Annotated in this window: 22 protein-coding genes, 1 tRNA gene and 1 riboswitch; of the genes, 11 read left to right on the top strand and 12 right to left on the bottom strand. The window is 70.5% G+C overall.

Translation table 11 applies throughout. The features are described from left to right. Window positions 1-78 precede the first annotated feature (78 nt). Both AB0B86_RS06675 and AB0B86_RS06680 read left to right on the top strand, forming a co-directional pair. Window positions 79-783, top strand: coding sequence for a dihydrofolate reductase family protein (locus AB0B86_RS06675; protein ID WP_357416419.1), 705 nt, complete (start codon window positions 79-81; stop codon window positions 781-783). 31 nt (window positions 784-814) lie between these two features. Beyond that, the gene (locus tag AB0B86_RS06680) at window positions 815-1,459 is read left to right on the top strand and encodes a dihydrofolate reductase family protein (protein WP_357412382.1); all 645 of its coding nucleotides are present in this window, start codon (window positions 815-817) and stop codon (window positions 1,457-1,459) included. A 12-nt stretch (window positions 1,460-1,471) separates the two neighbouring features. On the opposite strand, the gene AB0B86_RS06685 is transcribed toward AB0B86_RS06680, so the two are convergent. Next, window positions 1,472-1,837 (bottom strand): VOC family protein, encoded by a 366-nt coding sequence (locus AB0B86_RS06685; protein WP_357412379.1) that lies wholly within the window; start codon window positions 1,835-1,837, stop codon window positions 1,472-1,474. 160 nt (window positions 1,838-1,997) lie between these two features. Between AB0B86_RS06685 and AB0B86_RS06690 the strand changes: the two genes are divergently transcribed. Then, the gene (locus AB0B86_RS06690) at window positions 1,998-2,759 is read left to right on the top strand and encodes a hypothetical protein (protein ID WP_357416422.1); all 762 of its coding nucleotides are present in this window, start codon (window positions 1,998-2,000) and stop codon (window positions 2,757-2,759) included. A gap of 4 nt (window positions 2,760-2,763) precedes the next feature. Beyond that, entirely contained in the window at window positions 2,764-3,102 is a 339-nt protein-coding gene (locus AB0B86_RS06695; protein ID WP_357416717.1) for a transcriptional regulator, read from the top strand. A 125-nt stretch (window positions 3,103-3,227) separates the two neighbouring features. Here AB0B86_RS06695 and AB0B86_RS06700 read toward each other — a convergent pair whose 3' ends face one another. Next, entirely contained in the window at window positions 3,228-3,731 is a 504-nt protein-coding gene (locus AB0B86_RS06700; RefSeq protein ID WP_357416424.1) for a hypothetical protein, read from the bottom strand. Between the two features lie 233 nt (window positions 3,732-3,964). Between AB0B86_RS06700 and AB0B86_RS06705 the strand changes: the two genes are divergently transcribed. Beyond that, on the top strand, window positions 3,965-4,894 hold the full coding sequence (locus AB0B86_RS06705; RefSeq protein ID WP_357416427.1) for an NAD-dependent epimerase/dehydratase family protein: 930 nt from the start codon (window positions 3,965-3,967) through the stop codon (window positions 4,892-4,894). A 57-nt stretch (window positions 4,895-4,951) separates the two neighbouring features. On the opposite strand, the gene AB0B86_RS06710 is transcribed toward AB0B86_RS06705, so the two are convergent. The 3 genes from AB0B86_RS06710 to AB0B86_RS06720 form a co-directional block, all read right to left on the bottom strand. Next, window positions 4,952-5,230: a hypothetical protein gene (locus AB0B86_RS06710; protein ID WP_357416429.1), complete on the bottom strand. Its 279-nt coding sequence runs from the start codon at window positions 5,228-5,230 to the stop codon at window positions 4,952-4,954. Window positions 5,231-5,402: 172 nt separating this feature from the next. Then, window positions 5,403-5,476 (bottom strand) — tRNA-Gly (locus AB0B86_RS06715). A gap of 418 nt (window positions 5,477-5,894) precedes the next feature. Further along, on the bottom strand, window positions 5,895-6,455 hold the full coding sequence (locus tag AB0B86_RS06720) for a pyridoxamine 5'-phosphate oxidase family protein (RefSeq protein WP_357416432.1): 561 nt from the start codon (window positions 6,453-6,455) through the stop codon (window positions 5,895-5,897). A gap of 99 nt (window positions 6,456-6,554) precedes the next feature. Here AB0B86_RS06720 and dcd point away from each other — a divergent pair, with 99 nt between their 5' ends. Next, window positions 6,555-7,133 (top strand): dCTP deaminase, encoded by a 579-nt coding sequence (gene dcd / locus AB0B86_RS06725; protein WP_285792496.1) that lies wholly within the window; start codon window positions 6,555-6,557, stop codon window positions 7,131-7,133. Window positions 7,134-7,195: 62 nt separating this feature from the next. Here the strand turns inward: dcd and AB0B86_RS06730 are convergent, their stop codons facing one another. Beyond that, window positions 7,196-8,236 carry an NlpC/P60 family protein gene (locus tag AB0B86_RS06730; protein WP_357416436.1) on the bottom strand — a complete coding sequence of 347 codons (1,041 nt, stop codon included), beginning with the start codon at window positions 8,234-8,236 and terminating at the stop codon, window positions 7,196-7,198. Between the two features lie 13 nt (window positions 8,237-8,249). After that, a riboswitch (cyclic di-AMP (ydaO/yuaA leader) is annotated at window positions 8,250-8,385 on the bottom strand. Between the two features lie 234 nt (window positions 8,386-8,619). Here AB0B86_RS06730 and AB0B86_RS06735 point away from each other — a divergent pair. Next, window positions 8,620-10,587, top strand: coding sequence for an N-acetylmuramoyl-L-alanine amidase (locus AB0B86_RS06735; RefSeq protein ID WP_357416439.1), 1,968 nt, complete (start codon window positions 8,620-8,622; stop codon window positions 10,585-10,587). Window positions 10,588-10,642: 55 nt separating this feature from the next. On the opposite strand, the gene AB0B86_RS06740 is transcribed toward AB0B86_RS06735, so the two are convergent. The 5 genes from AB0B86_RS06740 to AB0B86_RS06760 all read right to left on the bottom strand — a co-directional run bounded on the left by AB0B86_RS06740 (window position 10,643) and on the right by AB0B86_RS06760 (window position 16,919). Next, window positions 10,643-11,656, bottom strand: a complete 1,014-nt coding sequence (locus AB0B86_RS06740; protein WP_357416442.1) for an NlpC/P60 family protein — start codon at window positions 11,654-11,656, stop codon at window positions 10,643-10,645. Between the two features lie 167 nt (window positions 11,657-11,823). Then, entirely contained in the window at window positions 11,824-12,825 is a 1,002-nt protein-coding gene (locus AB0B86_RS06745) for a hemolysin family protein (RefSeq protein WP_357412358.1), read from the bottom strand. Beyond that, entirely contained in the window at window positions 12,818-14,140 is a 1,323-nt protein-coding gene (locus AB0B86_RS06750) for a hemolysin family protein (protein WP_357416444.1), read from the bottom strand. The genes AB0B86_RS06745 and AB0B86_RS06750 overlap by 8 nt, the downstream gene beginning before the upstream one ends. A gap of 107 nt (window positions 14,141-14,247) precedes the next feature. Then, on the bottom strand, window positions 14,248-16,446 hold the full coding sequence (locus AB0B86_RS06755; RefSeq protein ID WP_357416719.1) for a (Fe-S)-binding protein: 2,199 nt from the start codon (window positions 16,444-16,446) through the stop codon (window positions 14,248-14,250). 209 nt (window positions 16,447-16,655) lie between these two features. After that, window positions 16,656-16,919: a cell division protein CrgA gene (locus tag AB0B86_RS06760; protein WP_357412354.1), complete on the bottom strand. Its 264-nt coding sequence runs from the start codon at window positions 16,917-16,919 to the stop codon at window positions 16,656-16,658. Between the two features lie 221 nt (window positions 16,920-17,140). Here AB0B86_RS06760 and AB0B86_RS06765 point away from each other — a divergent pair, with 221 nt between their 5' ends. From AB0B86_RS06765 to AB0B86_RS06780, 4 genes are read left to right on the top strand one after another with little or no spacing between them, the layout of a single operon-like run. Beyond that, the gene (locus tag AB0B86_RS06765) at window positions 17,141-17,941 is read left to right on the top strand and encodes a DUF881 domain-containing protein (protein WP_357412352.1); all 801 of its coding nucleotides are present in this window, start codon (window positions 17,141-17,143) and stop codon (window positions 17,939-17,941) included. Continuing rightward, a complete protein-coding gene (locus AB0B86_RS06770) occupies window positions 17,938-19,428 on the top strand; it encodes a class E sortase (protein ID WP_357416446.1) in 1,491 nt (496 codons plus the stop codon). Before AB0B86_RS06765 ends, AB0B86_RS06770 begins: the two co-directional genes overlap by 4 nt. A gap of 4 nt (window positions 19,429-19,432) precedes the next feature. Then, window positions 19,433-19,711, top strand: coding sequence for a hypothetical protein (locus AB0B86_RS06775; protein WP_357416449.1), 279 nt, complete (start codon window positions 19,433-19,435; stop codon window positions 19,709-19,711). Between the two features lie 2 nt (window positions 19,712-19,713). Beyond that, window positions 19,714-20,364 (top strand): aminodeoxychorismate/anthranilate synthase component II, encoded by a 651-nt coding sequence (locus AB0B86_RS06780; protein WP_357416453.1) that lies wholly within the window; start codon window positions 19,714-19,716, stop codon window positions 20,362-20,364. Between the two features lie 148 nt (window positions 20,365-20,512). Here the strand turns inward: AB0B86_RS06780 and AB0B86_RS06785 are convergent, their stop codons facing one another. Next, window positions 20,513-21,256 carry an ElyC/SanA/YdcF family protein gene (locus AB0B86_RS06785; RefSeq protein ID WP_357416456.1) on the bottom strand — a complete coding sequence of 248 codons (744 nt, stop codon included), beginning with the start codon at window positions 21,254-21,256 and terminating at the stop codon, window positions 20,513-20,515. Window positions 21,257-21,258 lie beyond the last annotated feature (2 nt).

Raw genomic sequence — 21,258 nt, forward strand, 5'->3', positions numbered from 1 at the left:
GGAGACGCCGTTCGGCGCCGACCCCTCGGCGAGCGACATCCGTTGGTGAGGTGTCAGCCGAGGAGAGGACCAGACGCAATGACGAAGGTGACGGCACAGCTGTCGGTGTCGGTGGACGGCTGCTACGCCGGCCCACGGTTCGACGGAGACGGCGACTGGATGGACTCGGCGGAGAGCGCCAAGTTCTTCCGGGTCACCCGGTGGGCGACCGAAGCGGCGGCCTGGCGCGAACGGCAGGGTTTTGCCGGCGGGGAGCAGGACGCCAACTCCGAGGTGATCGCCGAGTCGTTCGGCGCTGCCGGCGCGTACGTGATGGGGCGCCGGATGGCCGACGGCGGTGAGGTGCCCTGGGGTGAGGAGCCGCCGTTTCGCGCGCCGGTCTTCGTCGTCACGCACCGCCCTCGCCAGCCGCTGCTGCGCGGCGGAGGCACCAGCTTCACCTACGTCACCGATGGCGTGGCCAGCGCCGTCGAGCAGGCCCGCGCCGCGGCCGGTGGCAAGAACGTCGCGGTGGCCGGGGGTGGCAGCCTGGTGCGGCAGGTGATCGAGGCCGGCCTGCTCGACGAGTTGGAGCTGCACGTCGTACCCGTCGTGCTGGGCAACGGTCTCCGACTGTTCGACGCGGACCTCGACCTCGGCGAGAAGGAGGGGTTCGAGCTGACGCCGACCCGGGTGATCCACACCCCGCAGGTCACCCACATCCGGTACGAGGTGCGCGGTCGTGCCCCGCTCGTGCTCGACGACCGGGGTAGGGGTGGCGGCCCGACGGTGACCGCCAACTGAACCCGGCCCGTCTACCCGAGAGGGGATCCTCATGCCGCAACTGCTGCGGGTGCAGTGCTTCAACGTTTCGCGCGACGGGTTCGGCACCGGGGAGGGGCAGAGCCTGGAACGGCCCTTCGGCCACGCCGACCCCACCCCGCTGTTCTCCTGGCGGGCCGCCACCGCGAGCTTCGTGTATCGCACCGAGCCGGGGGGCACCCGCGGCCTGGACGACTACCTGACCCGCGATGCCGAGTGCAACATCGGCGCGGAGATCATGGGTCGCAACAAGTTCGGCCCCCAGCGTGGCCCCTGGGAGAACCATGACTGGCAGGGCTGGTGGGGCGACAACCCGCCGTTCCACACGCCGGTCTTCGTGCTCACCCACCACGTGCGCCCGTCGTTCGCCCTGGCCGACACCACGTTCCACTTCGTCAACGCCAGCCCGGCCGAGGCGCTGGCCCAGGCGAAGCAGGCTGCCGCCGGCCGGGACGTACGCCTCGGGGGTGGGGTCGCCACCATCCGCGAATTCATCGAGGCGGACCTGGTCGACACGATGCACATCGCCGTCGCGCCCGTCGACCTGCACCGGGGCGAGCGGCTGTGGGGAAGCCCCGACGAACTGCTGGACCGCTTCCACCTCGAGTCGGTGCCCAGCCCCAGCGGAGTCACCCATCTGCTCTTCTGGCGACGATGACCCCGCCCTAGCCTAGAGCCGGGCCAGCACCAGCAGTCGGTTGCCGTCGGGGTCGGTGACCCGCGCGGACCGCTCACCCCAGGGCTGGTCCACCGGCTCCTCGGTGACTGTCGCTCCACCGGTGCGCAGCGCGCCGACGGCCGCGTCGCAGTCGTCGGCGTAGACGCACAACTCCCAGCGGTGCGACTCGGCCGGCCCGCCCGCCTCCGGGTTGGCGGCCAGGCCGAGCTCGCTACTGCCCAGCCGGAGAGCGACGAACTCCGGGACGCCGTGGGCGGGGAACCGGTAGGTCAGCTCGAAGCCGACCACGTCCCGGTAGAACGCGACAAGTCGTGGCAGGTCAGGTGTCGTCACGATCGGAAAAGCCTCGGTGAACACGAACCACCTCCACGCCGGACCCTAGCCGGTGCCGGATCCGGCAGGAACCGCCACTGTCGATCCCCCGGATGCCGTCGGCGCGCTGAACCGCTTGCGCCAAATGGTTTGTGATGCAAATCTATTGGCAGTGCAGCACCCGCGCAGCAGCCTGGAGGCCACCGTGTCGGACCGATGGAGCACCACACCGAACAGCGGCGACACACCAGGAGAGCTGCTGGCCTCGGTGACCGCCCTCCAGCGGCGTACCCGGGCCGTCCGCAATGCCTACTGGCTGCCGCTGCTGCTGTTCGGCCTGCTGATGGCGGCAGCCGCCCCGCTGTACGTCGAGTCGGTCGAACCGCCCGCGCTGCGCGTCGGGCCGGAAAACCCCGCCCTGACCGGCCTGGGTGGAGACTTCCTCGAACGCTCGGCGGCGCTCGGCTGGTACTGGCTGGCGGCGCTCATCGGCGGTTACCTGCTGAGCCTCTGGTGGTATCGGTGGCATGGTGTGCGGGTGGGCGTCCAGACACCGACTCGGCCGTACGTCATCGCTGGCATCGTGGGCACCACCGTCGGGCTCGTGCTGCCGATCGTGCTGCGGTACCTGCTGCTCAACACGGGTGCGGTGATCTCGACCGGGACCAACTGGTTGACCACACCGCTGCTGGGCATCTCCAACCGCGGGATGATCCCGCACCTGGTCATCGCGGCGGGCCTACTGGTCCTGGCCCGACTGGAACGCAGCCGCGGCCTGACGGTAGTGGCCACGGTCTACGTCGCGGCGATCGTCCTCGTGACCATCTACTTCCAGACCGCCGACTTCGAACCGGGGGACCTGAACCGCCACAGCTTCCTAATGGCGGCCCTGCTGCCCGCACCGATCCTGCTCGTCGGCGGCGGCATCGCCCTGCTCAACACGATCAGAGGTCGGCGTGAGCAGTAACGCGATGCCCGGCGGCCCGGGCAACGGCGGGCACCCGACGAACGGGCTCAGCGACACCGTCCACCAACGCAACCGGCTCGGCATCCTCACCATCGCGGCGGAGGCCGACCGGGTGGAGGTGGCCTACCTGCGCGACGCCCTCGAACTCACCGCCGGCAACCTCTCCCGACACCTCGCGGTGCTGGAGGAGGCGCAACTCATCCAGATCGAAAGGGGCTATCACGGGCGCCGGCCCAAGACCTGGATCAGGATCACCGCGCAGGGGCAGGCCGCGCTTACCGCCGAGATCGAGGCCCTGCGGGAACTCCTTCGACGCCACCAGGGGTTCCGGGCCACCACCTGACGGCCAGCCGGGTTCGGGCCGCAACAGCCGGAAGACCAGGCGGTGCGGGCGTTCGCCGCAGCGGAGGAGCTGACCACGCCGGAGGCGTCGAGGCCGCGGCGCGCGGTGTCACCGACCGGCCAGCCCTAGCGGTCGGTGCCGGCACCTGCGTCGAGCGCGCCACGGGCACCTGCCCGCACCCGGGTGAGGAACGCCAGTAGGAGCAGCAGCACCGCGCCCCCGGCACCGATGAGAATCGCGTACGGCGCGGCGACGTCAAGCACGCTGATCCAGGTCGGCGTCGTGTCGTCGTGGACGATGCCCAGTTGGTTCGGGTCGCTGCCGTCGTTCGGCGTGGCCAGCACCCCGGCAGCGCCGTAGGCGGCCAGCACCCCGCAGACCCACGCGATGATGCCCGGCCACCTTGATTCGGCGACGGCGACCCGCCGTGCCGCGATCCACAAGATCGGCAGCAGCACCGCCGTCAGGACCAAGCGCAGGTAGGCGAAGACTTCCTCCATGAGGGAGGCGAGCGACCCGCTCATGCTGCTGCCATAGTTGAACAGCTCGTTGAAGTGCACGAGGTCCCAGACCGTCCCGGCGGCACGGAGCAGCAGCCCGACGCTGAGCACGGCAATGGGGAGCGGCATCCAGGCGAGGTGCTGTCGATCTCGGGGTAGCGCGCCAACCGTCACGGCGCCCAATCTATAAGGCAGTTGTCCGTAGACGGTGCCACCGTCGACAGTTCACGCCATACCTGGCAGCGCACCTATCAGCCGCTTAACCGACCTTTCTGGGCAGTACACCTGGCTCAACGGATTGCTGATGACCGCTGCTGGCAGGCCAACCAGGGGCGCGTCGCCCACCATTCCAAGGAGGGGTCATGCACGTGTTGGTGCTGGGCGGTACCCAGTTCGTCGGCCGTGCCATCGTGACCGCGCTGCTCGATGACCACGAGGTCACCGTACTCAACAGGGGTTCCAGGCCACTGTGGGATCCGCGGATTCGGCAGCTCGTCGCGGACCGCAACGACGCCGCGCAGCTGAAGGAACTGGACCTGGCTGGCTTCGACGCGGTCGTTGACGTCTCGGGCACCGAACCGCATCACGTCACCAATGTGCTCGCGGCCCTGCCGGAGCCTCACCAGCTGCGCTATGTCTTCATCAGCTCGGCCGCCGTCTACAACCGGACGGTGGCGTCACCGCCGTTCCAGGAGACCGACCAAGCCGACGGCGATGCCATCTGGGGCGGTTACGGCGAGGCGAAAGCGGAGTGCGAGGCCGCGCTGCGAGGCGCCTGCGACACCGGTCTGACCGTCCTCCGGCCGCCGTACGTCTACGGCCCGCACAATCCGGAGCCGCGCGAGCAGTTCCTGTGGGCTCGCTTCCTGGCTGGCCAGCCGGTCTTCGTCCCCGGAGACGGTGGCACTCGCATCCAGTTCTGCCACGTCCAAGCGCTCGCCCAGGTGGTGGCCGCCGCGTGCGCGGGCCAGCTCGGTGCGGGAACGTTCAACGTGGGTGAGCCGGCCAGCTACACCCTGCGCGAGTACCTCGCGATCCTCGGGGAGGTCGCCGGAGTACGGCCGACGGTGGTCCCCGCCCCGGACCCCTCCGTCCGCGCGCGTAACTACTTCCCGTTTCGCGACGCAGAACTGGTGCTCGACGTGAGCCGGCTCGCCACGCACGTGCTGGTGAACCACGACGACCTGGTCACCGGTCTGACCAAGACGCTTACCTGGTTCCGCGAGAACGGCGACATCAGCGACGAACCGACCGCGCAGGAGTTGGCCTGGCGAGCCACGACCCGATGGTAGGAGCGGGCAGCGAACCCTTAGAGGGCCGGGAACGGCGCAGGAGATCCCTCGAATCGGCTACCCGCCGCCCGGCGTTCCGCCGTCACTTCCGTAGGCCGCATCCGCCGCCAGACCATCGTTGCCGCCACCGCCCTTGCCGCGAAGCGTGCCCCGCCCAGTACGACGCCCGTCCCGCGCGATTTGGCGGGTAGCGGCCCGCGCCGCCCGCAGCACCGCCTCCCGATCCTGCTGCGACGCAGCCTGCCTTCGCCGTCGTGCGAACATCGCCACCAATGCGGCCAGCCCGCACACCAGCGCGAGGAGCAACAGCCCCCATGCCGCCCAAACGACAGTCATGCATGGACGGTAGATGGTGTACCCAATGCACGGCATCGGTCAGGTAGCGGATGGGACTTTGCCGCTCGGGGCCGCGCTTCGACGTCGCCGGCGCAGTCCAGCCGCATGATCCTTGACCGTGAAACATCGAAGGCCCTGGCCGGGATTGTCGTCCTGGCCAGGGCCTTTCGTGTGGAGCGGGTGACGGGAATCGAACCCGCACTGTCAGCTTGGGAAGCTGATGTTCTGCCATTGAACTACACCCGCAAGCGGCACCACTGTACCCGAGTCGTCGAGCCTGTGCACCCAGGTACCCCGGCCCGCCGATTGTCCGCGCGCCGCTCCGCCTCGGCCGGCCCAGGTTGATCCACTCGGCTTCCTGAAAGTCGGGGCATCCGAGCCGGGATACCGCGACTTTCAGGAAGCCGAGTCGATCATCCCCGGCAGCGACCCACCGGGGGCGGCCTCGCAGGCGGCACGGCACGGGCGGCGCAGGGCGGCACGGGCAGCGCGGGCAGCGCAGGGCGGCGCAGGGCGGCACGGGCGGCGCAGGGCGGCGCAGGGCGGCACGGGCGGCGCAGGGCGGCACGGGCGGGCGGCGCAGGGCGGCGCAGGGCGGGCGGGCGTACAGACGGCGCCGGCTCCGTCGGGGACGGAGCCGGCACGGGACTGTCTCTGGTCGTGGTCAGGCGGCTGTGCACTGGACGTCACGGCTGCGGCGGGTCGGGCGGGCCTGCGGCACGGCGAGCGGCGCGGCGGCCGTCGACGACGGGGCGTGCGGGTCGAGCCAGACCCGAACGGCCGGCCGACCCGGTGTGAGGCCCGGAATGCCCGCGGTGTGTTGCTCGCGGCGGGTCAGCATCGCCACGTCGACGGTGAACTCGAACAGTTGCCAGTCGACCCGTGGCTCGGCGCGGGCGCCCTGGGCCAACCGGGCGACACGCGCCGGATCGGTCACCGGACGGGCACGGCCCGCCACGTACGCCTCGTCGTCGCTCTCCTCCGGCGGGAACGAGTGCAGCGCGTAGCGGCCGTCGCGTTCGAGGTCACGGCGCTTCGGGGAGTCGATGATGAAGCAGAACAGGCCCTCGTCGGTGATGACCGGGGAGACCGGGTGGACCCGGGGCCCGCCGTCGGCGCGGACGGTGGCCAGGTAGCCGAAGCCCGGCCCGTACTGCTGGAGGAGAACGCGGATCCCGTCGGCGAGTCGGGGCTCGTCGGCGGCGAATTCGGACCAGGAAGCCATGCGAGCATTCTATCGAACAAATGTACGAGCAGCGACCTCGACGCGCTGGTCACCGGCACCGAATCCGGCCAGTTTCGGCAGCGCCGCTATGGTGGTCCGATGCTGCTCTCCGACCGCGACCTGGTCTCCGAGATCAAGGCCGGCACGCTGGGCCTGGAGCCGTTCGAGCCCACCCTGGTCCAACCCTCAAGCATCGACGTACGGCTGGACCGGCTGTTCCGGGTCTTCAACAACCACCTCTACACCCACATCGACCCGGCGATGCAGCAGGACGACCTGACGTCGGCGGTCGAGGTGCCCGACGGGGAGCCGTTCGTGCTGCACCCCGGGGAGTTCGTGCTCGCCTCGACACTTGAGGTCATCTCACTGGGCGACCAGCTCGCCGGCCGGCTGGAGGGCAAGAGTTCGCTGGGGCGGCTCGGGCTGCTCACGCACTCCACCGCAGGCTTCATCGACCCCGGCTTCTCCGGTCACGTCACGCTCGAACTCTCCAACGTGGCGAACCTGCCGATCACCCTCTGGCCGGGCATGAAGATCGGGCAGCTCTGCATCTTCCGGCTCTCCTCGCCGGCCGAGCACCCGTACGGCTCGGCGGTCTACGGATCCCGTTACCAGGGGCAGCGGGGCCCGACGCCGAGCCGCGCCTGGCAGCACTGGCGCACCTGGCCGACCCGCTGATCCCGTGACGACGAGGGCCCGCCGCGACGAATCGCGACGGGCCCTTCGGTCAGCACCCTCGATCAGCCTGGGCGGCCGTAGCTGTGGATCGGGCCGTCGTCGACCTTCTTCATCTTGATCGGTTGACCGGCCTGCGAGGCGTGCACCACCCAGCCGCCGCCGACGTACATGCCGACGTGGTGGATGTCGCTGTAGTAGAAGACCAGGTCGCCGGGGCGCAGGTCGGCCCTGCTGACGTTCTTGGTGACGCGGCTCTGCGCGGCGGCGTTGTGCGGCAGTGACACCCCGGCCTTCGCCCAGGCGGCAAGCATCAGCCCGGAGCAGTCGTACGAGTTCGGGCCCTCGGCACCCCAGACGTAGGGCTTGCCGATCTGCGCGCAGGCGAACTTGACGGCCGTGCCCGCGGCGCCGCCGGGATAGCTGCCGGGGCAGGGAGCCGGGCGCAACGGACCGCCACCACCGCTGCCGTACACCTTGAGGCGCAGCTTCTGCAGCTTGTCGATCTCCTCGTTGATCTGCTTCTTCTTCGCCGCCAGTTGCGCCTCGGTGCGGGTCAACTGGGCCACCATCTGGTCGAGTGGCGCCTTCTGCCCGGCCAACTGGTCGCGCAGGTCGGCCACCTCGCGGACGTCCTGCTGCTGGTTGTGCGCGAAGCGGTCGAGCAGTTCGAGTTGACCGACCACCTCACTCGGTGACCGGCTGCCCAGCACCGCGTTGACGGTAAGCACGTTCTCGCCCTTGTAGGCGCGCACGGCCAGGGCACTGACCTTGTCCATCGCGGCGTCGACCTGACGCTCAAGCGGGGTGATCCGGGCGGCCAGCGCCTCGGCCTGCTTGCGCTTGGCGGCGAGGTCGATCCGGGTGGCGTTGTGCTGTTCGATGATCGGCTCGAGTTTGTTCCAGTCGGCGTCGATCTGGCGCTCGATCTCGGCGACGGACGGGTCGGCGTGGGCCGCCGTGGCGCTGCCGGTCAGGACGACGGCGACGCCGGCCAGTGCGGCGAGCGCGGTGGTGAAGCGGGACCAGCGTGGACGCGGCACGATCGACGTCGGGCCGGCTGCTGCCGACCGCTCGGACGACGGCCGCGGGGCATGGAGTGCCACCGGGGTTCCGTACTCCTTCTTCCTGACCGCCTACCGGGTTAGCTGACGGGTTCGGGCGGGAAGTCGGCGCCCTACCGCAGTGGCTGCGGATTCACCCCGGGGGACATGGGTCCCCGGTTCGTTCGGAAACGACTCGGCGGTGTCGGTCCGTTACCGCCCGGGCTGGACGGAGCTGCTATCGGGCCGACGAATGACCAGAGTAGAGACGCTCGTTACCACTTCGCAACCCGTGCGGCCGTGACACTCCGTACCGATCCGAGAGGGTCACCGACCGTACGTGAAAATTTCTTTCCCTACTGATCGATGGATGGAAAGGTATTGACGCGGACTCCCGGCCGGCGCGAAGGTGACCTCACCTTCACCCGCGCAATACAGGGGGTTCAATGCATCGTCCAACCCTGCTCGCCGCGACGGTGGCCGCCGTGGTCGCCGCCGCGACCACTGTCCCGCTACCTGCCAACGCCACTGCCGCACCCGCGACCGACCGCCAGCAGCAGTACGCCGCCGCGGCCGCCGAGTACGGCGTACCGACCGACGTGCTGCTCGGCCTCTCCTACCTGGAGTCCCGCTGGGACAGCAACGCCGGCACCCCCAGCACCAGCGGCGGTTACGGCCCCATGCACCTGACCGACGCCCGACACGTGGCCGCGCTGCCAGTGGGCGGCCACCACGACACCGGCACCGAGGACCCGCGCGGCGACGACTCCCGTACCGCGCTGGCACCTGCGCCCCGGCCGGCCGAGGACCCGGCGCCACCCGCCGCCGCGTTGCAGACCGTGGACGCCGCCGCCGCGCTCACCGGCGCGACCCCCGACGCGCTGCGCACCGACGCCTACGTCAACATCCGGGGCGGTGCCGCGCTGCTGGCGTCGTACCAGCGGGAGTTGGGCGCGCCGATCGGTGCCGGCACCGACCCGGCCAGCTGGTACGGCGCGGTGGCCCGCTACGCCGGCGCGGACAGCGCCGACGCCGCGGCGGCCTTCGCCGACGAGGTCTTCACCACCATCGGCGCCGGAGAGTCCCGGGTGACCGACGACGGGCAGCGGATCGCGCTGCCGGCCCGGGCGATCCGCCCGCAACGCTCCTGGCTGGACCGACTGGGTCTGCGCCGGCTCGCCCGCCCGGACGGGCTGGAATGCCCCCGGACCATCTCCTGCGAGTGGATTCCGGCGCCCTACGCGGCGTTCGGCGACGGGGACTACGGCAACCACGACCTGTCCGACCGACCCGCCCGGCAGAAGATCGAGTACATAGTCATCCACGACACCGAGGGAAGCTGGGCCACCACCCTGCAACTCGTGCAGGACCCGACCTACGTGAGCTGGCACTACACGCTGCGCTCGGTGGACGGGCACATCGCTCAGCACGTGAAGACCAAGGACGTCGCCTGGCACGCCGGCAACTGGTACGTCAACGCCAAGTCGGTCGGGTTGGAGCACGAGGGCTTCGCGGCGCAGGGCACCTGGTACACCGAGGCGATGTACCGGACCTCGGCGAAACTGGTCCGGCACCTCGCGCTGCGGCTGGGCATCCCGCTTGACCGCCAGCACATCATCGGCCACGACAACGTGCCAGGCACCACCGCCGCGACCGTCCGTGGCATGCACTGGGACACGGGTCCGTACTGGGACTGGACCCACTACTTCGAACTGCTGCACGCACCCCGGTTGGACACCGGCACCCCGGCCACCGGACTGGTCCGGATCGATCCGGACTTCACCACCAACCAGCCCGCGTTCGTCGGCTGCGTCACCGCCGGGGTGCCGTGCGCGCCGCGCGGCTCCTCGGCGGTGGTGCTGCGCTCCGCACCGGCCGCGGACGCGCCGCTTGTGAATGACATCGCGCTGCGCCCCGACGGCACCCCGAACACGATGGAGGTGTCCGACCACGGTGCCCGTGCCTCCGCCGGCCAGACGTACGCGCTGGCCGGCCGGCAGGGTGACTGGACGGCGATCTGGTACCTGGGGCAGCGGGCCTGGTTCCACAACCCGGCGTCCACGCCCACCGCCAGCTGGACCGTCGGCCTGGTGGCCACCCCGAAGCCCGGCCGGACCACCATCCCGGTGTACGGGCGGGCCTACCCGGAGGAGGCGGCCTATCCGGCCGGCGTGCCCTACCAGACGATCTCGCCACTGCAGTACACCCTGGCCGCCGGGCAGCGGTACGCCGTCGGCGCGGTGCTGCCGGGCGAGTACTACCGGGCCAGCACCGTCGACGGCTCGTCACCCGGTGACTGGACGGTGATCCGCGGCAAGAACCGGTACGCGCAGATCCAGTTCGGCCACCGCATCATGTACGTCGACCTGGCCGACGTGCAGCTCCTGCCGTCCCCGGTGGGCGCACCCCGCTGAGAACCACGACGGCCCCCGGTCGGAATGACCGGGGGCCGTCGTCGCGTGGTGGGGATCAGCCAGGTCGGCGGAAACCTGCGACCGGCATGGTGTTGATGCTCGACACCTGCACCGGTTTACCGGCACGTGGGGCGTGCACCATCTGGTTGTTACCCAGATAGAGCCCGACATGGCTCAGGCCGGAGTAGAAGAAGACCAGGTCACCGGGGCGGGCGTCGGCTCTCGCCACGGCCTTCCCCTCATTCCACTGGTCACCGGTGTGGTGGGTGAGGTAGATCCCGGCCGACTTGTAGGCGTACTGGGTGAGGCCCGAGCAGTCGAACGAGTTCGGACCGGTGGCGCCCCAGACATACGGATCGCCGACCTGCTGGCAGGCGGTCTTGATCGCCTTCTGCGCGGCCACGGCGAGCACACCGTTGATGGTCGGGCAGCCGGCGGTCTTGACAGTGGTCTTCGGCATCGACGCCTCGAGCTGCTTGATCTCGGCGTCGATCTGCTTCTTCTTGGCCGCCAGATCGTTCTGCTGCTTGGTCTGCGTGGCGATCAGGGTGTCCAGCTTCTGCTTCTCGCCGTCGTACTTCGCCCGTACGGCGAGGACGCCCTCGACCTCCTTGCGCTCCTGCGCGGCCAGCCGGTCGAGGATGGTGAGCTGCTCGGTGAGCGTGTCCGGCTTGGCACTCACCAGCAGGGCGCCGATGTCGTGCGACGGGCCGGAGATGTAGTAGCGGGAGGCGAGATCGCCGACCCGGTTGAGCGCCAACTCGCTCTGCAACGCCAGCGGCTCGATCTTCTTCTGCAGGTCCGCCGACTTCTGCCGATTTACCTTCAGCTGCGCCCTGACCTTGTTGTACTGCTCGATAGTGGGCTCCAGCTGCTCCCACTTCTTGTCGATCTGCGCTTCGATCTCGTCGACCGTTGGTGCGGCGTGCGCCGGGGCGGCGAGCAGCCCTGCGCCGACCACCGCGGCGGCGACCAGGACGAGCAGACGGTGACCAGCACGGCGCAGACCACCCGGCCGAGCAGACGCATTCAGGTCGTGACGATGAGGGGGCATGGTTGCCACCGGCACCGACTCCTTTGCAACCGACCGCCGGGCGCCTCGCGTGAGGAAAGGGCCGAGGCAGACGACCCACAGCGGTCGGTGCCTCACATTAGGGAAACGTGCGGCGGTAATCAAGGCGAGTGGAGTGACCGTCACTGTCGTGCAACCGCTTGCACACCAAGGGTATTGGCGCATCACCCAACGATTGCCGTCAATACATCATCGAGGGTGACCACACCGAGCGGGCGCCGACCGTCGCTGACCAGCACCATGTGCCGCCGTTCGCGGCGCATGGCCAGCAGCAGGTCCGCGAGACTACGCTCCGGCGGCACCACCGCAAGCGGGCGGTAGACCTGGGCCGGCACCGGCGACCGGCGCCCCTGTCCGGCGTACCCGAGCACGTCCTTGACGTGCACGAAGCCGAGCACCCGACGGGTCGACCGCTGCACCACCGGAAACCGGGACCGGCCGGTCCGGGTCGCCAGCACCTCCAGCGAGGCCGGCGAGACGTCCTCGGCCACCGTCACCACCGTCGACCACGGCTGCAGGGCGTCCGCCGCCGTGCGGCTGTGCAGGGCCAGCGCCCCGGTGATCCGGACGTGCTGCTCCTCGTCGAGCAATCCCTCGGTGCGGGCCTGCGAGACGAGCCCGGCCAACTCCTCGGCGGTGAACACCGTCTTCACCGCCTCGGACGCCTCGATCCGCCAGATCGCGAGCACCCGACGGGCCGCCCACTTCATGGCCAGCAGCAGCGGCTTGGTGGCCACGCAGAACGCCAGCATCGCCGGGCCGAGCCACAGTGCGGAGACCTCGGGACCGGCCAGCGTGATGTTCTTCGGCACCATCTCACCGACGACCGTGTGCAGGAAGACCACCACGCCCAGGGCCAGCACGAAGGCCACCGGGTGCACCGCCCGCTCGGGCAGGCCGGCCGCGTGGAACGGTGGCTCCAGCAGGTGCGCCAGCGCCGGCTCGGCGATCGCGCCGAGGCCCAGCGAGCACACCGTGATGCCGAGCTGCGCGCCGGCGATCATCAACGGGATCTGGTTCATCGCCGACAACGCCCACCGGGCCCGCTTCGACCCGGCGGCCAGCGGCTCGATCACCGTCCGGCGGGACGCGATGAGCGCGAACTCACTGCCCACGAAGAACCCGTTGCCCAGTAGCAGCAGAACGGTCACCAGCAGCTCAGTCATCGTCGTCCGGTTCCGCCGGGCGCAGCACCCGGACCTGCTCGATCCGGTGCCGCTCCACCTCGACAACTGTGAATTCCCAGCCGTCCGCCTCGACCGTCTCGCCGGCCGACGGGATGTGCCCGAGCCGAGCCATCAGGAACCCGGCCAACGTCTCGTAGGGCCCCTCGGGCAGGCGGAAGCCGGTCTGCTCGGCCACCTCGTCGGAGCGGAGCACCCCGTCGACGAGGACTGTGCGCTCGCCACCTGGGACGGTCAACTCGACCAGGTCGGCGTCGTCGACACTCGCCGGGTCGAACTCGTCGGCGATCTCCCCGACCAACTCCTCGACGAGGTCCTCGATCGTCACCACGCCGTCCGTGCCGCCGTACTCGTCGACCACGATGGCCAGGTCGGCCCCGGCCGCCTTCAACGCGGCGAGTACGCCGTCCAGGTTGAGGCTCTCCGGCACGTACACCGGCTCACGGGCCACCGAGCCGACCATCGTCGACGCCCGGTCGGCGAGCGGCACGCCCAGCGCGTCGGGCACTCCGGCCACGCCGGTCACCAGGTCCAGGGTCTCCTCGTACACCGGGAACCGGGTCCGCCCGGTCTTCCGGGACTGCTCAAGCAGTTGGGCCACGGTGGCCGTGGCGCGCAACGCGACAACGTCCACCCGGGGGGTCATCGCCTCGGCGGCCCGCTTGTCGCCGAACCTGATGGTGCGGCGCAGCAGCATCGCGGTGTCGGTGGGCAGCGCGCCGGCCCGCGCCGAGATGGCCGCCAGCAGGCCCAACTCCTCGGGCGAGCGGGCGCTCGCCAACTCCTCCTGCGGCTCCACACCGAGCGCCCGGACCAGCCGGTTCGCGGAGCCGTTCAAACCCCGGATCAACCAGCCGAACGTCCGGGAGAAGGTGTGCATCGGACCGGCGGTGGCCAGCGCCGCCGGCATGGGCCGGGCCAGCGCCGCGTTCTTCGGCACCAACTCACCGAAGAGCATGGAGAGCAGCGTGGCCAGGGCCAACGCCAGGAACGGGGTGAACCGCTCGGTGCTCTCCCCGGCCACTGGGCGCAGCAGCGGGGTGAAGATCCGCGCCAGGGCCGGCTCGGCCAGGTAGCCGGTGAGCAGCGCGGTGATGGTGATGCCGAGCTGCGCGCCGGAGAGCTGGAAGGAGAGCTCGCGCAGCGCCGCGCGTACCGTCAGGGCGGCCTGGTCGCCCGCGGCGGCCCGCCTGTCGATCTCCGCGCGGTCGACAGTGACCAGGGCGAACTCGGCCGCGACGAAGAACGCGTTGCCCGCGGTCAGGGCAACGAACCCGACCAGGGGCAACAGCGTCATCAAGAGTAAGCCGTCGATGTCGCCTCACCTCGGCGAGATTCTTGCACGACGGCGGCGGCCCGCAGGGGGCCGCCGTCGTCGATGTTCAGATCTCAGGTGTACGCGTCTCAGCCGCCGACCGGCGCCGTCTCCTTGCCGCCCTGCGGCTGCTCCGGCTTTACCGAACGGAGCAGCACGCTCGCCACGTCGATGACCTCGACCTGCTCGCCGGCGTCCTTGCCGTTGACCCCGTCGTTGAGCATCGTCGAGCAGAACGGGCAGCCGACCGCTACCGTCTTCGCCCCGGTGGCCATGGCCTCCTCGACCCGGTCCACGTTGATCCGCTTGCCGATCTTCTCTTCCATCCACATCCGGGCGCCGCCGGCGCCGCAGCAGAAGGAGCGCTCACTGTTGCGCGGCATCTCGGTGAGTTCGCCGGCGATGGCGTCGCCGAGGACCTCGCGGGGGGCCGCGAAGACCCGATTGTGCCGGCCCAGGTAGCAGGGGTCGTGGTAGGTCACGCCGCCGTCGACGGGCTGCACCGGCGTCAGCTTGCCGGTGGCCACCAGGTGGGCCAGCAGCTGGGTGTGGTGGACCACCTCGAACTCGCCGCCGAGCTGGCCGTACTCGTTGCCAAGGGTGTTGAAGCAGTGTGGACAGGTCGCGACGATCTTGCGCTTGGCCTTCTCCCGGCCCTCGAACGCCTCGTTGAGCGTCTCCACGTTCTGCTGGGCGAGCATCTGGAAGACGAACTCGTTGCCGATCCGTCGCGCCGGGTCGCCGGAGCAGGTCTCGCCCTCGCCGAGGATCGCGAACGAGACGCCGGCCTCGTTGAGCAGCGTGGCGACGGCACGGGTGGTCTTCTTGGCCCGGTCCTCGAACGCGCCGGCGCAGCCGACCCAGAACAGGTACTCGAAGTCGTCCACCTCGCCGACCCGGGGCACCTCGAAGTCCAGGCCCTTGGTCCAGTCCTCGCGGGTGTTCTGCGGGGCGCCCCACGGGTTGCCCTTGTTCTCCAGGTTGCGCAGCATCACGCCGGCCTCGGAGGGGAAGCTCGACTCGATGAGCACCTGGTAGCGGCGCATGTCGACGATGTGGTCCACGTGCTCGATGTCCACCGGGCACTGCTCGACGCAGGCCCCGCAGGTGGTGCAGGACCAGAGCACGTCCGGGTCGATGACACCGCCCTCCTCGGCGGTGCCGATCAGCGGCTTGTCGCCCTCGGCCAGCGAGAGCACGTCCAGGTGGGCGAGCTGGGCCTGGGTGGCCTTCTCCTCGCCGGTCAGGTCCTTGCCACCGCCGGCCAGCAGGTAGGGGGCCTTGGCGTACGCGTGGTCGCGCAGGCTCAGCACCAGCAGCTTGGGCGACAGCGGCTTGCCGGTGTTCCAGGCCGGGCACTGCGACTGGCAGCGACCGCACTCGGTGCAGGTGCTGAAGTCGAGCAGGCCCTTCCAGCTGAACTGCTCGACCTGGGCGACGCCGAACTGGTCCTTTTCCGGGTCGGCCTCCTCGAAGTCGAGCGGCTTGCCCTGGCTCGTCATCGGGCGCAGCGCACCGAGGCCGGAGCCGGCCGGCTTGGTCGGCTCACGCTTGAAGAAGATGTTGGGGAACGCCAGGAAGCGGTGCCAGGCGACACCCATCGTGACGTTCAGCGAGATGACGATCAGCCAGGTCATCGAGATTACGATCTTGATGAGCGCGGCGACGCTGGCCCCGTCCGACCAGTCGGGCAGCACCGCACCGACCGCGTGGCTGACCGGGGTGGCCCAGAGCGGGTACTCGAAATGGTCGGTGGCGACCTTGAAGCCGCGAATCACCAAGCCGAAGATCAGGACCAGCAGCACGATCCACTCGACGAAGTAGCCCTGCCACATCGTCGAGCCGGTGAACCGGGACCGCCCGCCCGGCCGGCTCGGCCGGTTGCGCAGCCGGATCGCCATCAGCACCAGGATGCCGACCAGACCCAGCACCGTGATGATCTCGGTGGCCAGGCCGAAGATGGTCCAGGCCCCGATGATCGGCAGACCGCCGGTCGGGGTGACCACCTCGAAGTACGCCTCGAGCACCAGCAGCGACAGCACGATGAAGCCGACCATCACGAACCAGTGCGCGGCACCCACCACGCCCCACTTGAGCATCCGGGTGTGGCCGGCGGTCTCCACAAGCATGGTCTTCGTCCGGGCACCCTTGTCGGAGAACCGCTCCGGTGCGGGTTGCCCGAGTCGGATGACTGCCGTCATCTTCACGACCGCACGCACCGCAAGCCACACCGCCACGGCGGTGATGGCGGCCGCGAGGATCGTGGTGACGATCTGGACGCTGCCCATCGAGTTGGCCTCCCCGGTCTGCTGCCTGATGACCTCGCTGCGCTCGGTCATGCACTGCAGCCTACGCGAAGGTTACCCAGCAGTAACGTGAGTCATCTCGCAGCAGGCCGCGCTGCCTGCGGACACCATAGGGGGCCCCGCCCGATCCTGCCGGGCAGGGGGACGGTGGGGTGACGTCGTGCCGCCGACGCGACGGCTCCGAGCCGGGCTCAGCGCCAGCGGGAGAGCAGCGCCAGCGAGGCCACCATCGCACCGAAGCCGACAGCGAGGTTCCAGTAACCCCACGCCATGACCGGGTACTCCTGCTCGGACAGGTAGTAGAGCACCAGCCAGCCGATCCCCACGACGATCAAGGCGACCGCGGTGATCGGCAACCACACCGGGCTAGGCTTGCTCGACGACGCCGTCGTCGACGGACGGACGTCCGTCGGCGGGGTGTACACCTTCTTCTTGCGGACCTGAGACTTGGGCACGGCGCTCTCCAGAGGGGTGACGACCTCGTCCGGCCTGACAACCGGGCGCGGGGGCGACGGTCCATGGCCAATAATGTTCGACAGCTAGCGTAGTCCCGATTGCCCGTCCGGACCATGAATGGGGTCAGGCCGGTGCACGGAGTGACCGAAAAAGGCGGGACTGTTCCCATCACCGGCCCAGCCGGGGCGGACCGATCCCCGACACGCGGAAGGAACGCTCGGTGGAGTACACATCCGGCGCAACCTCCTGGCAGAAGGTCCTCCGACGGGCCGCCGCCGGGCTGATGCCCCGGCGGCCACGTCAACGCCGACCGGGCTGGTCGATCGGGGTGCCCCTGATCGCCGCCGCAGCGGGGCTGCTCTTCACCACCACCGCGACCACCGCCGGCGGCACCGCGCTGCGCGAGGACCGACGGCCGCAGCTCAACCAGCTCATCGAGGACCGGCGCGAGCAGGTGGCGGCGAGCGAACGCCAGGCCGCCACACTGCGCGACGAGGTCCAGCAACTGACAAACACGCTTGCCGACTCGGACGCCCCGATCAAGGACCAGCAGGATCGCGCCCAGGGCAGCCTGCAGGCCGCCGGGTTCACCGCCCTCGGCGGGCCCGGGGTCACTGTCGAGCTGAACGACGCGCCGCAGCTCGACCAGACCCAGTCCGGCGCCGACAACGACGACCTGGTGGTGCACCAGGCGGACGTACAGGCCGTGGTCAACGCGCTCTGGGCCGGCGGAGCGGAGGCCATGTCAATCATGAACGTCCGCGTGCTCGCAACCAGCGCGGTACGCTGCGTCGGTAACACCCTGCTGCTCCACGGCCGGGTGTACTCCCCCCCATTCAAGATCGTTGCGATCGGCGATCCCGCTGCCCTCCAGCAGGCCCTCGCCAGCTCTGAGGGAGTCCAGTGGTTCAAGGACGCGGTCGACGACTACCACCTCGGCTACGAGGAGACAGCTTCCACGGTGCGAGTTCCGGCATTCGAGGACTCGACAGCCCTACGCTCGGCCACGGTGCCTAAGTGAGCACGCCAGACGAGCGCCGCGACGGGCGACACCGGGATCAGACCGACGATCCGACCGCCTTCCTGCCCAAGGTCGACCGGCCCGAGCCGGCGCCGACCCGGCCGACCCCGGCCGACACCCGGCCCGAGCCGATGCCGCCCACCTGGGCCGGTGCGTCGCGCCCGCCGGCCAGCCCGGAGCCGCCCCGCCCCGCCGACCCGACCCCGGGCCCCCGCGGGGTCGACGCACCCCCGCCGTGGCCGGGCAGCCCCGCCCCCCGATCCGGCCCGCACGCAGGGCCCACCGGTCCGGCCTCGCTCGACCAGCCGACCGCGACCCACCCGGGCCCGCTACGGCCCGCCGCCCCGGGCGACGCCCCGGCCGGCCCCACGAGCGCACCGGTGGCCGACTCACCTACCGCGTTCATCCCCCAGATCGCCGCCCGGCCCCCGCGCCCGACCGGCTCCCCGGTCGCTCCGGCCACGCCCGGGCCCGGGTCGAATGCCGCTACCTCCGCCGGGCCGGACCAGGTCCCGCCCACCGGGTCGACCCGGGGCCCCGCCGCCGGGCCGGATCGGGCCGCCGACCCCGCCGCCACCGCGTTGATTCCCGCCATGCCCGCCACCCCCACCACCCGCCCCCCGACAATGGACTCGACAGCGCTGATGGGTGCCGTCCCCCGCACGGCAGGCCCCCAGGAGCCGACCGGTGGCGGCGACAACCCCGCCGAGCCGCCCCGGCCCCGGCGCGGCGAACGGGTGGTCCAGCTCCGGCCACACCAGACCGGCGAGGGCTACAAGAGCGTCTACTCCGAACTCACCCGCCCGTCGTTCGGCTCCCGACTGCGCACCGGCATCCGTGTCACGGGCGAAATCCTGATCACCTGCGGCCTGGTGGTGCTGCTCTTCGCCGGTTACGAGGTGTGGGGCAAGTCGGCGATCGTCGACGCCCACCAGAACGACCTCAACAACGAACTGGCCCAGGAGTGGGGCCCGACCGACGACCCGACTGTCGCTCCGTCGGCCGGCCCGAGCGTCAAACCGTCGCCGCCGGTCCGCGGCAAGCCGCTCGCCGGCCTCTACATCCCCAAGCTCGACAAGAACTGGGTAGTTGTCGAAGGCGTCACCCAGCAGGACATCCGCTACGCCCCCGGCCACTACCCGGGCAGCGCCCTGCCCGGCCAGGTGGGCAACTTCTCCGTCGCCGGCCACCGCAACCGGGCCACCTTCTGGCGGCTGGACGAGCTCAACGAGGGCGATGCGATAGTGGTCGAGAGCAAGACCGACTGGTACGTCTACCTGGTGTCGCGGTCGCGGATCGTCCGGCCCACCCAGGTCGAGGTGGTGGCGCCGGTGCCCGGCGAGCCGGACAAGAAGCCGACCAAGCGGATGCTGACCTTGACCACCTGCAACCCCAAGTGGGACAACTACCAGCGCCTGATCATCCACGCCGAGCTGGACCGCACCCAACCCAAGTCGGCGGGCCGCCCGGCGGAGCTGGGAGGCTGACCCGATGTACGCGTTCATCTGGCGCAAACTCCCCTTCGGCCTGGCCGGCAAGCTGATCGGCTCGGTGCTGCTGGTGGCCGTCACGGTGGCCCTGCTCTGGAAGGTCGCCTTCCCGTGGGCCGAGCCGCTGCTGCCCTTCGACGACGTGCAGGTCGAGTCCGGCGTCCCCGGCGAGTCGGGTGACAGCGGCCCGGCGACCGATGACGCACCGGCCGGCGACGAGCACGACCTGCCGTACGACACCGACCAGAACAACCCCGCGCCACCCTCCCCGAGCAGGTGACCATGCGCATCCTGGTGATCGACAACTACGACTCGTTCGTCTTCAACCTGGTGCAGTACCTTGGCCAGCTCGGGGTGGACTGCGAGGTCCGCCGCAACGACGAGATCGACGTCGACGCGGTGGGCCGGGTGGGCGCGGCCGGCATCCTGCTCTCCCCGGGGCCCGGCAGCCCCGACCGGGCCGGCATCTGCCTGGACGTCATCAAGCAGTACGCGGGCGAGCTGCCGATCTTCGGTGTCTGCCTCGGTCACCAGGCGATCGGCGAGGCGTTCGGAGCGACAGTGACGCGCGCACCAGAGCTGCTGCACGGCAAGACCTCCGAGGTACGCCACCAGTCGGTAGGCGTACTCGCCGGCCTGCCCGACCCGTTCACCGCCACCCGCTACCACTCCCTCGCCGTGCTGCCCGACACGCTTCCGGGCGAACTGGAGGTCACCGGCTGGACCGACTCCGGCGTGGTGATGGCGATGCGGCACCGGACCCTGCCCATCGAGGGCGTCCAGTTCCACCCTGAGTCGGTGCTGACCGAGGGCGGTCACCTGATGCTTGCCAACTGGCTGGCCGACTGCGGTCACCGGGAGGCGTTGGAGCGTGCCCCCGCCCTGGCCGCCGAGGTCGACGCCCGCCGCCGGTCGGCCTTCGCCACCAGCTGACTGAGGCCGCGCCGCCCGATCAGCAAGCGTGGACAGCACCACTGGGGGAGACCCACGCGCTTCGCCGACGACGTGACCCCACGTACCGGACGGCCGGCACCGCCGCTGTCCGCCAGCGCCGCCACACTGCCGCTGCGCGCTCGCCGGATCAGTCGCGCAACGCGTCCTGCACGGCCGGATCCGCGGGCGAGCCGACCGCGGGCGGGCGACCACGGGCCGTGTCCCACGCCGCCTTACCGCTGGCGAAGTACTCCCGGACCGACTTCTCGGCGAACATGAGCCGTCCACAACCGTCGCACCGTGCGGTGACCCCGTCGACGTCGAGACCGAGTTGCCGGCACAGCGTCACCGCCCGGGGCAGGTGGAAGGACTGGGTCACGATCAGGGCCCGCTGTACGCCGTACACCTCGCGCGCTCGGGCGCAACTGTCGTACGTGTCCAGGCCGAACGGGTCGGCCACCACGCGCCGCGCATCGACACCGAGCCCGGTGAGGTACGCCGTCATCACCGCGGTCTCGTCACCCGATGCGCCGCCCCCGTCGCCCGACACGAGTACGACAGTGGCCCGTCCGCTCGTCACCAACGCAGCGGCGGTCTCCAGGCGACCGGCGAGCCGGTCACTGGGTTGTTGTCGATCGGCCGCCACGGCGGTGCCGAGGACGATCACCACGTCGGCGGCAGGGGCGTCAGCCTCGGCGTACAGGTGGCCACGGGCGGAGACCGTCGTCCACAGCCACGGAAGACTGGCGAGCAGCAGCGCGGCGACCGCCAGGACGGCCAGGCGTCTGCGGCGTCGGGGGCGGCTGCTCGGTACCGCCCCGACGCCGGACCCGTCGGCGTCACTCATCTCGTCGGCTGGACCCCGCCGCCGGCCGGCCCGGGGCTCCACCACCC

Source organism: Micromonospora sp. NPDC049047, from assembly GCF_040649135.1.
Taxonomy (GTDB): Bacteria; Actinomycetota; Actinomycetes; order Mycobacteriales; family Micromonosporaceae; genus Micromonospora.

Excerpts from the sequence above, each read along its gene's own strand:
- AB0B86_RS06675 (WP_357416419.1), top strand. The coding sequence starts at position 79 with ATGACGAAGGTGACGGCACAGCTGTCGGTGTCGGTGGACGGCTGCTAC.
- AB0B86_RS06680 (WP_357412382.1), top strand. The coding sequence starts at position 815 with ATGCCGCAACTGCTGCGGGTGCAGTGCTTCAACGTTTCGCGCGACGGG.
- AB0B86_RS06695 (WP_357416717.1), top strand. The coding sequence starts at position 2,764 with ATGCCCGGCGGCCCGGGCAACGGCGGGCACCCGACGAACGGGCTCAGC.
- AB0B86_RS06700 (WP_357416424.1), bottom strand. The coding sequence starts at position 3,731 with ATGCCGCTCCCCATTGCCGTGCTCAGCGTCGGGCTGCTGCTCCGTGCC.
- AB0B86_RS06705 (WP_357416427.1), top strand. The coding sequence starts at position 3,965 with ATGCACGTGTTGGTGCTGGGCGGTACCCAGTTCGTCGGCCGTGCCATC.
- AB0B86_RS06710 (WP_357416429.1), bottom strand. The coding sequence starts at position 5,230 with ATGACTGTCGTTTGGGCGGCATGGGGGCTGTTGCTCCTCGCGCTGGTG.
- AB0B86_RS06720 (WP_357416432.1), bottom strand. The coding sequence starts at position 6,455 with ATGGCTTCCTGGTCCGAATTCGCCGCCGACGAGCCCCGACTCGCCGAC.
- dcd (WP_285792496.1), top strand. The coding sequence starts at position 6,555 with ATGCTGCTCTCCGACCGCGACCTGGTCTCCGAGATCAAGGCCGGCACG.
- AB0B86_RS06735 (WP_357416439.1), top strand. The coding sequence starts at position 8,620 with ATGCATCGTCCAACCCTGCTCGCCGCGACGGTGGCCGCCGTGGTCGCC.
- AB0B86_RS06745 (WP_357412358.1), bottom strand. The coding sequence starts at position 12,825 with ATGACTGAGCTGCTGGTGACCGTTCTGCTGCTACTGGGCAACGGGTTC.
- AB0B86_RS06750 (WP_357416444.1), bottom strand. The coding sequence starts at position 14,140 with ATGACGCTGTTGCCCCTGGTCGGGTTCGTTGCCCTGACCGCGGGCAAC.
- AB0B86_RS06755 (WP_357416719.1), bottom strand. The coding sequence starts at position 16,446 with ATGGGCAGCGTCCAGATCGTCACCACGATCCTCGCGGCCGCCATCACC.
- AB0B86_RS06775 (WP_357416449.1), top strand. The coding sequence starts at position 19,433 with ATGTACGCGTTCATCTGGCGCAAACTCCCCTTCGGCCTGGCCGGCAAG.
- AB0B86_RS06780 (WP_357416453.1), top strand. The coding sequence starts at position 19,714 with ATGCGCATCCTGGTGATCGACAACTACGACTCGTTCGTCTTCAACCTG.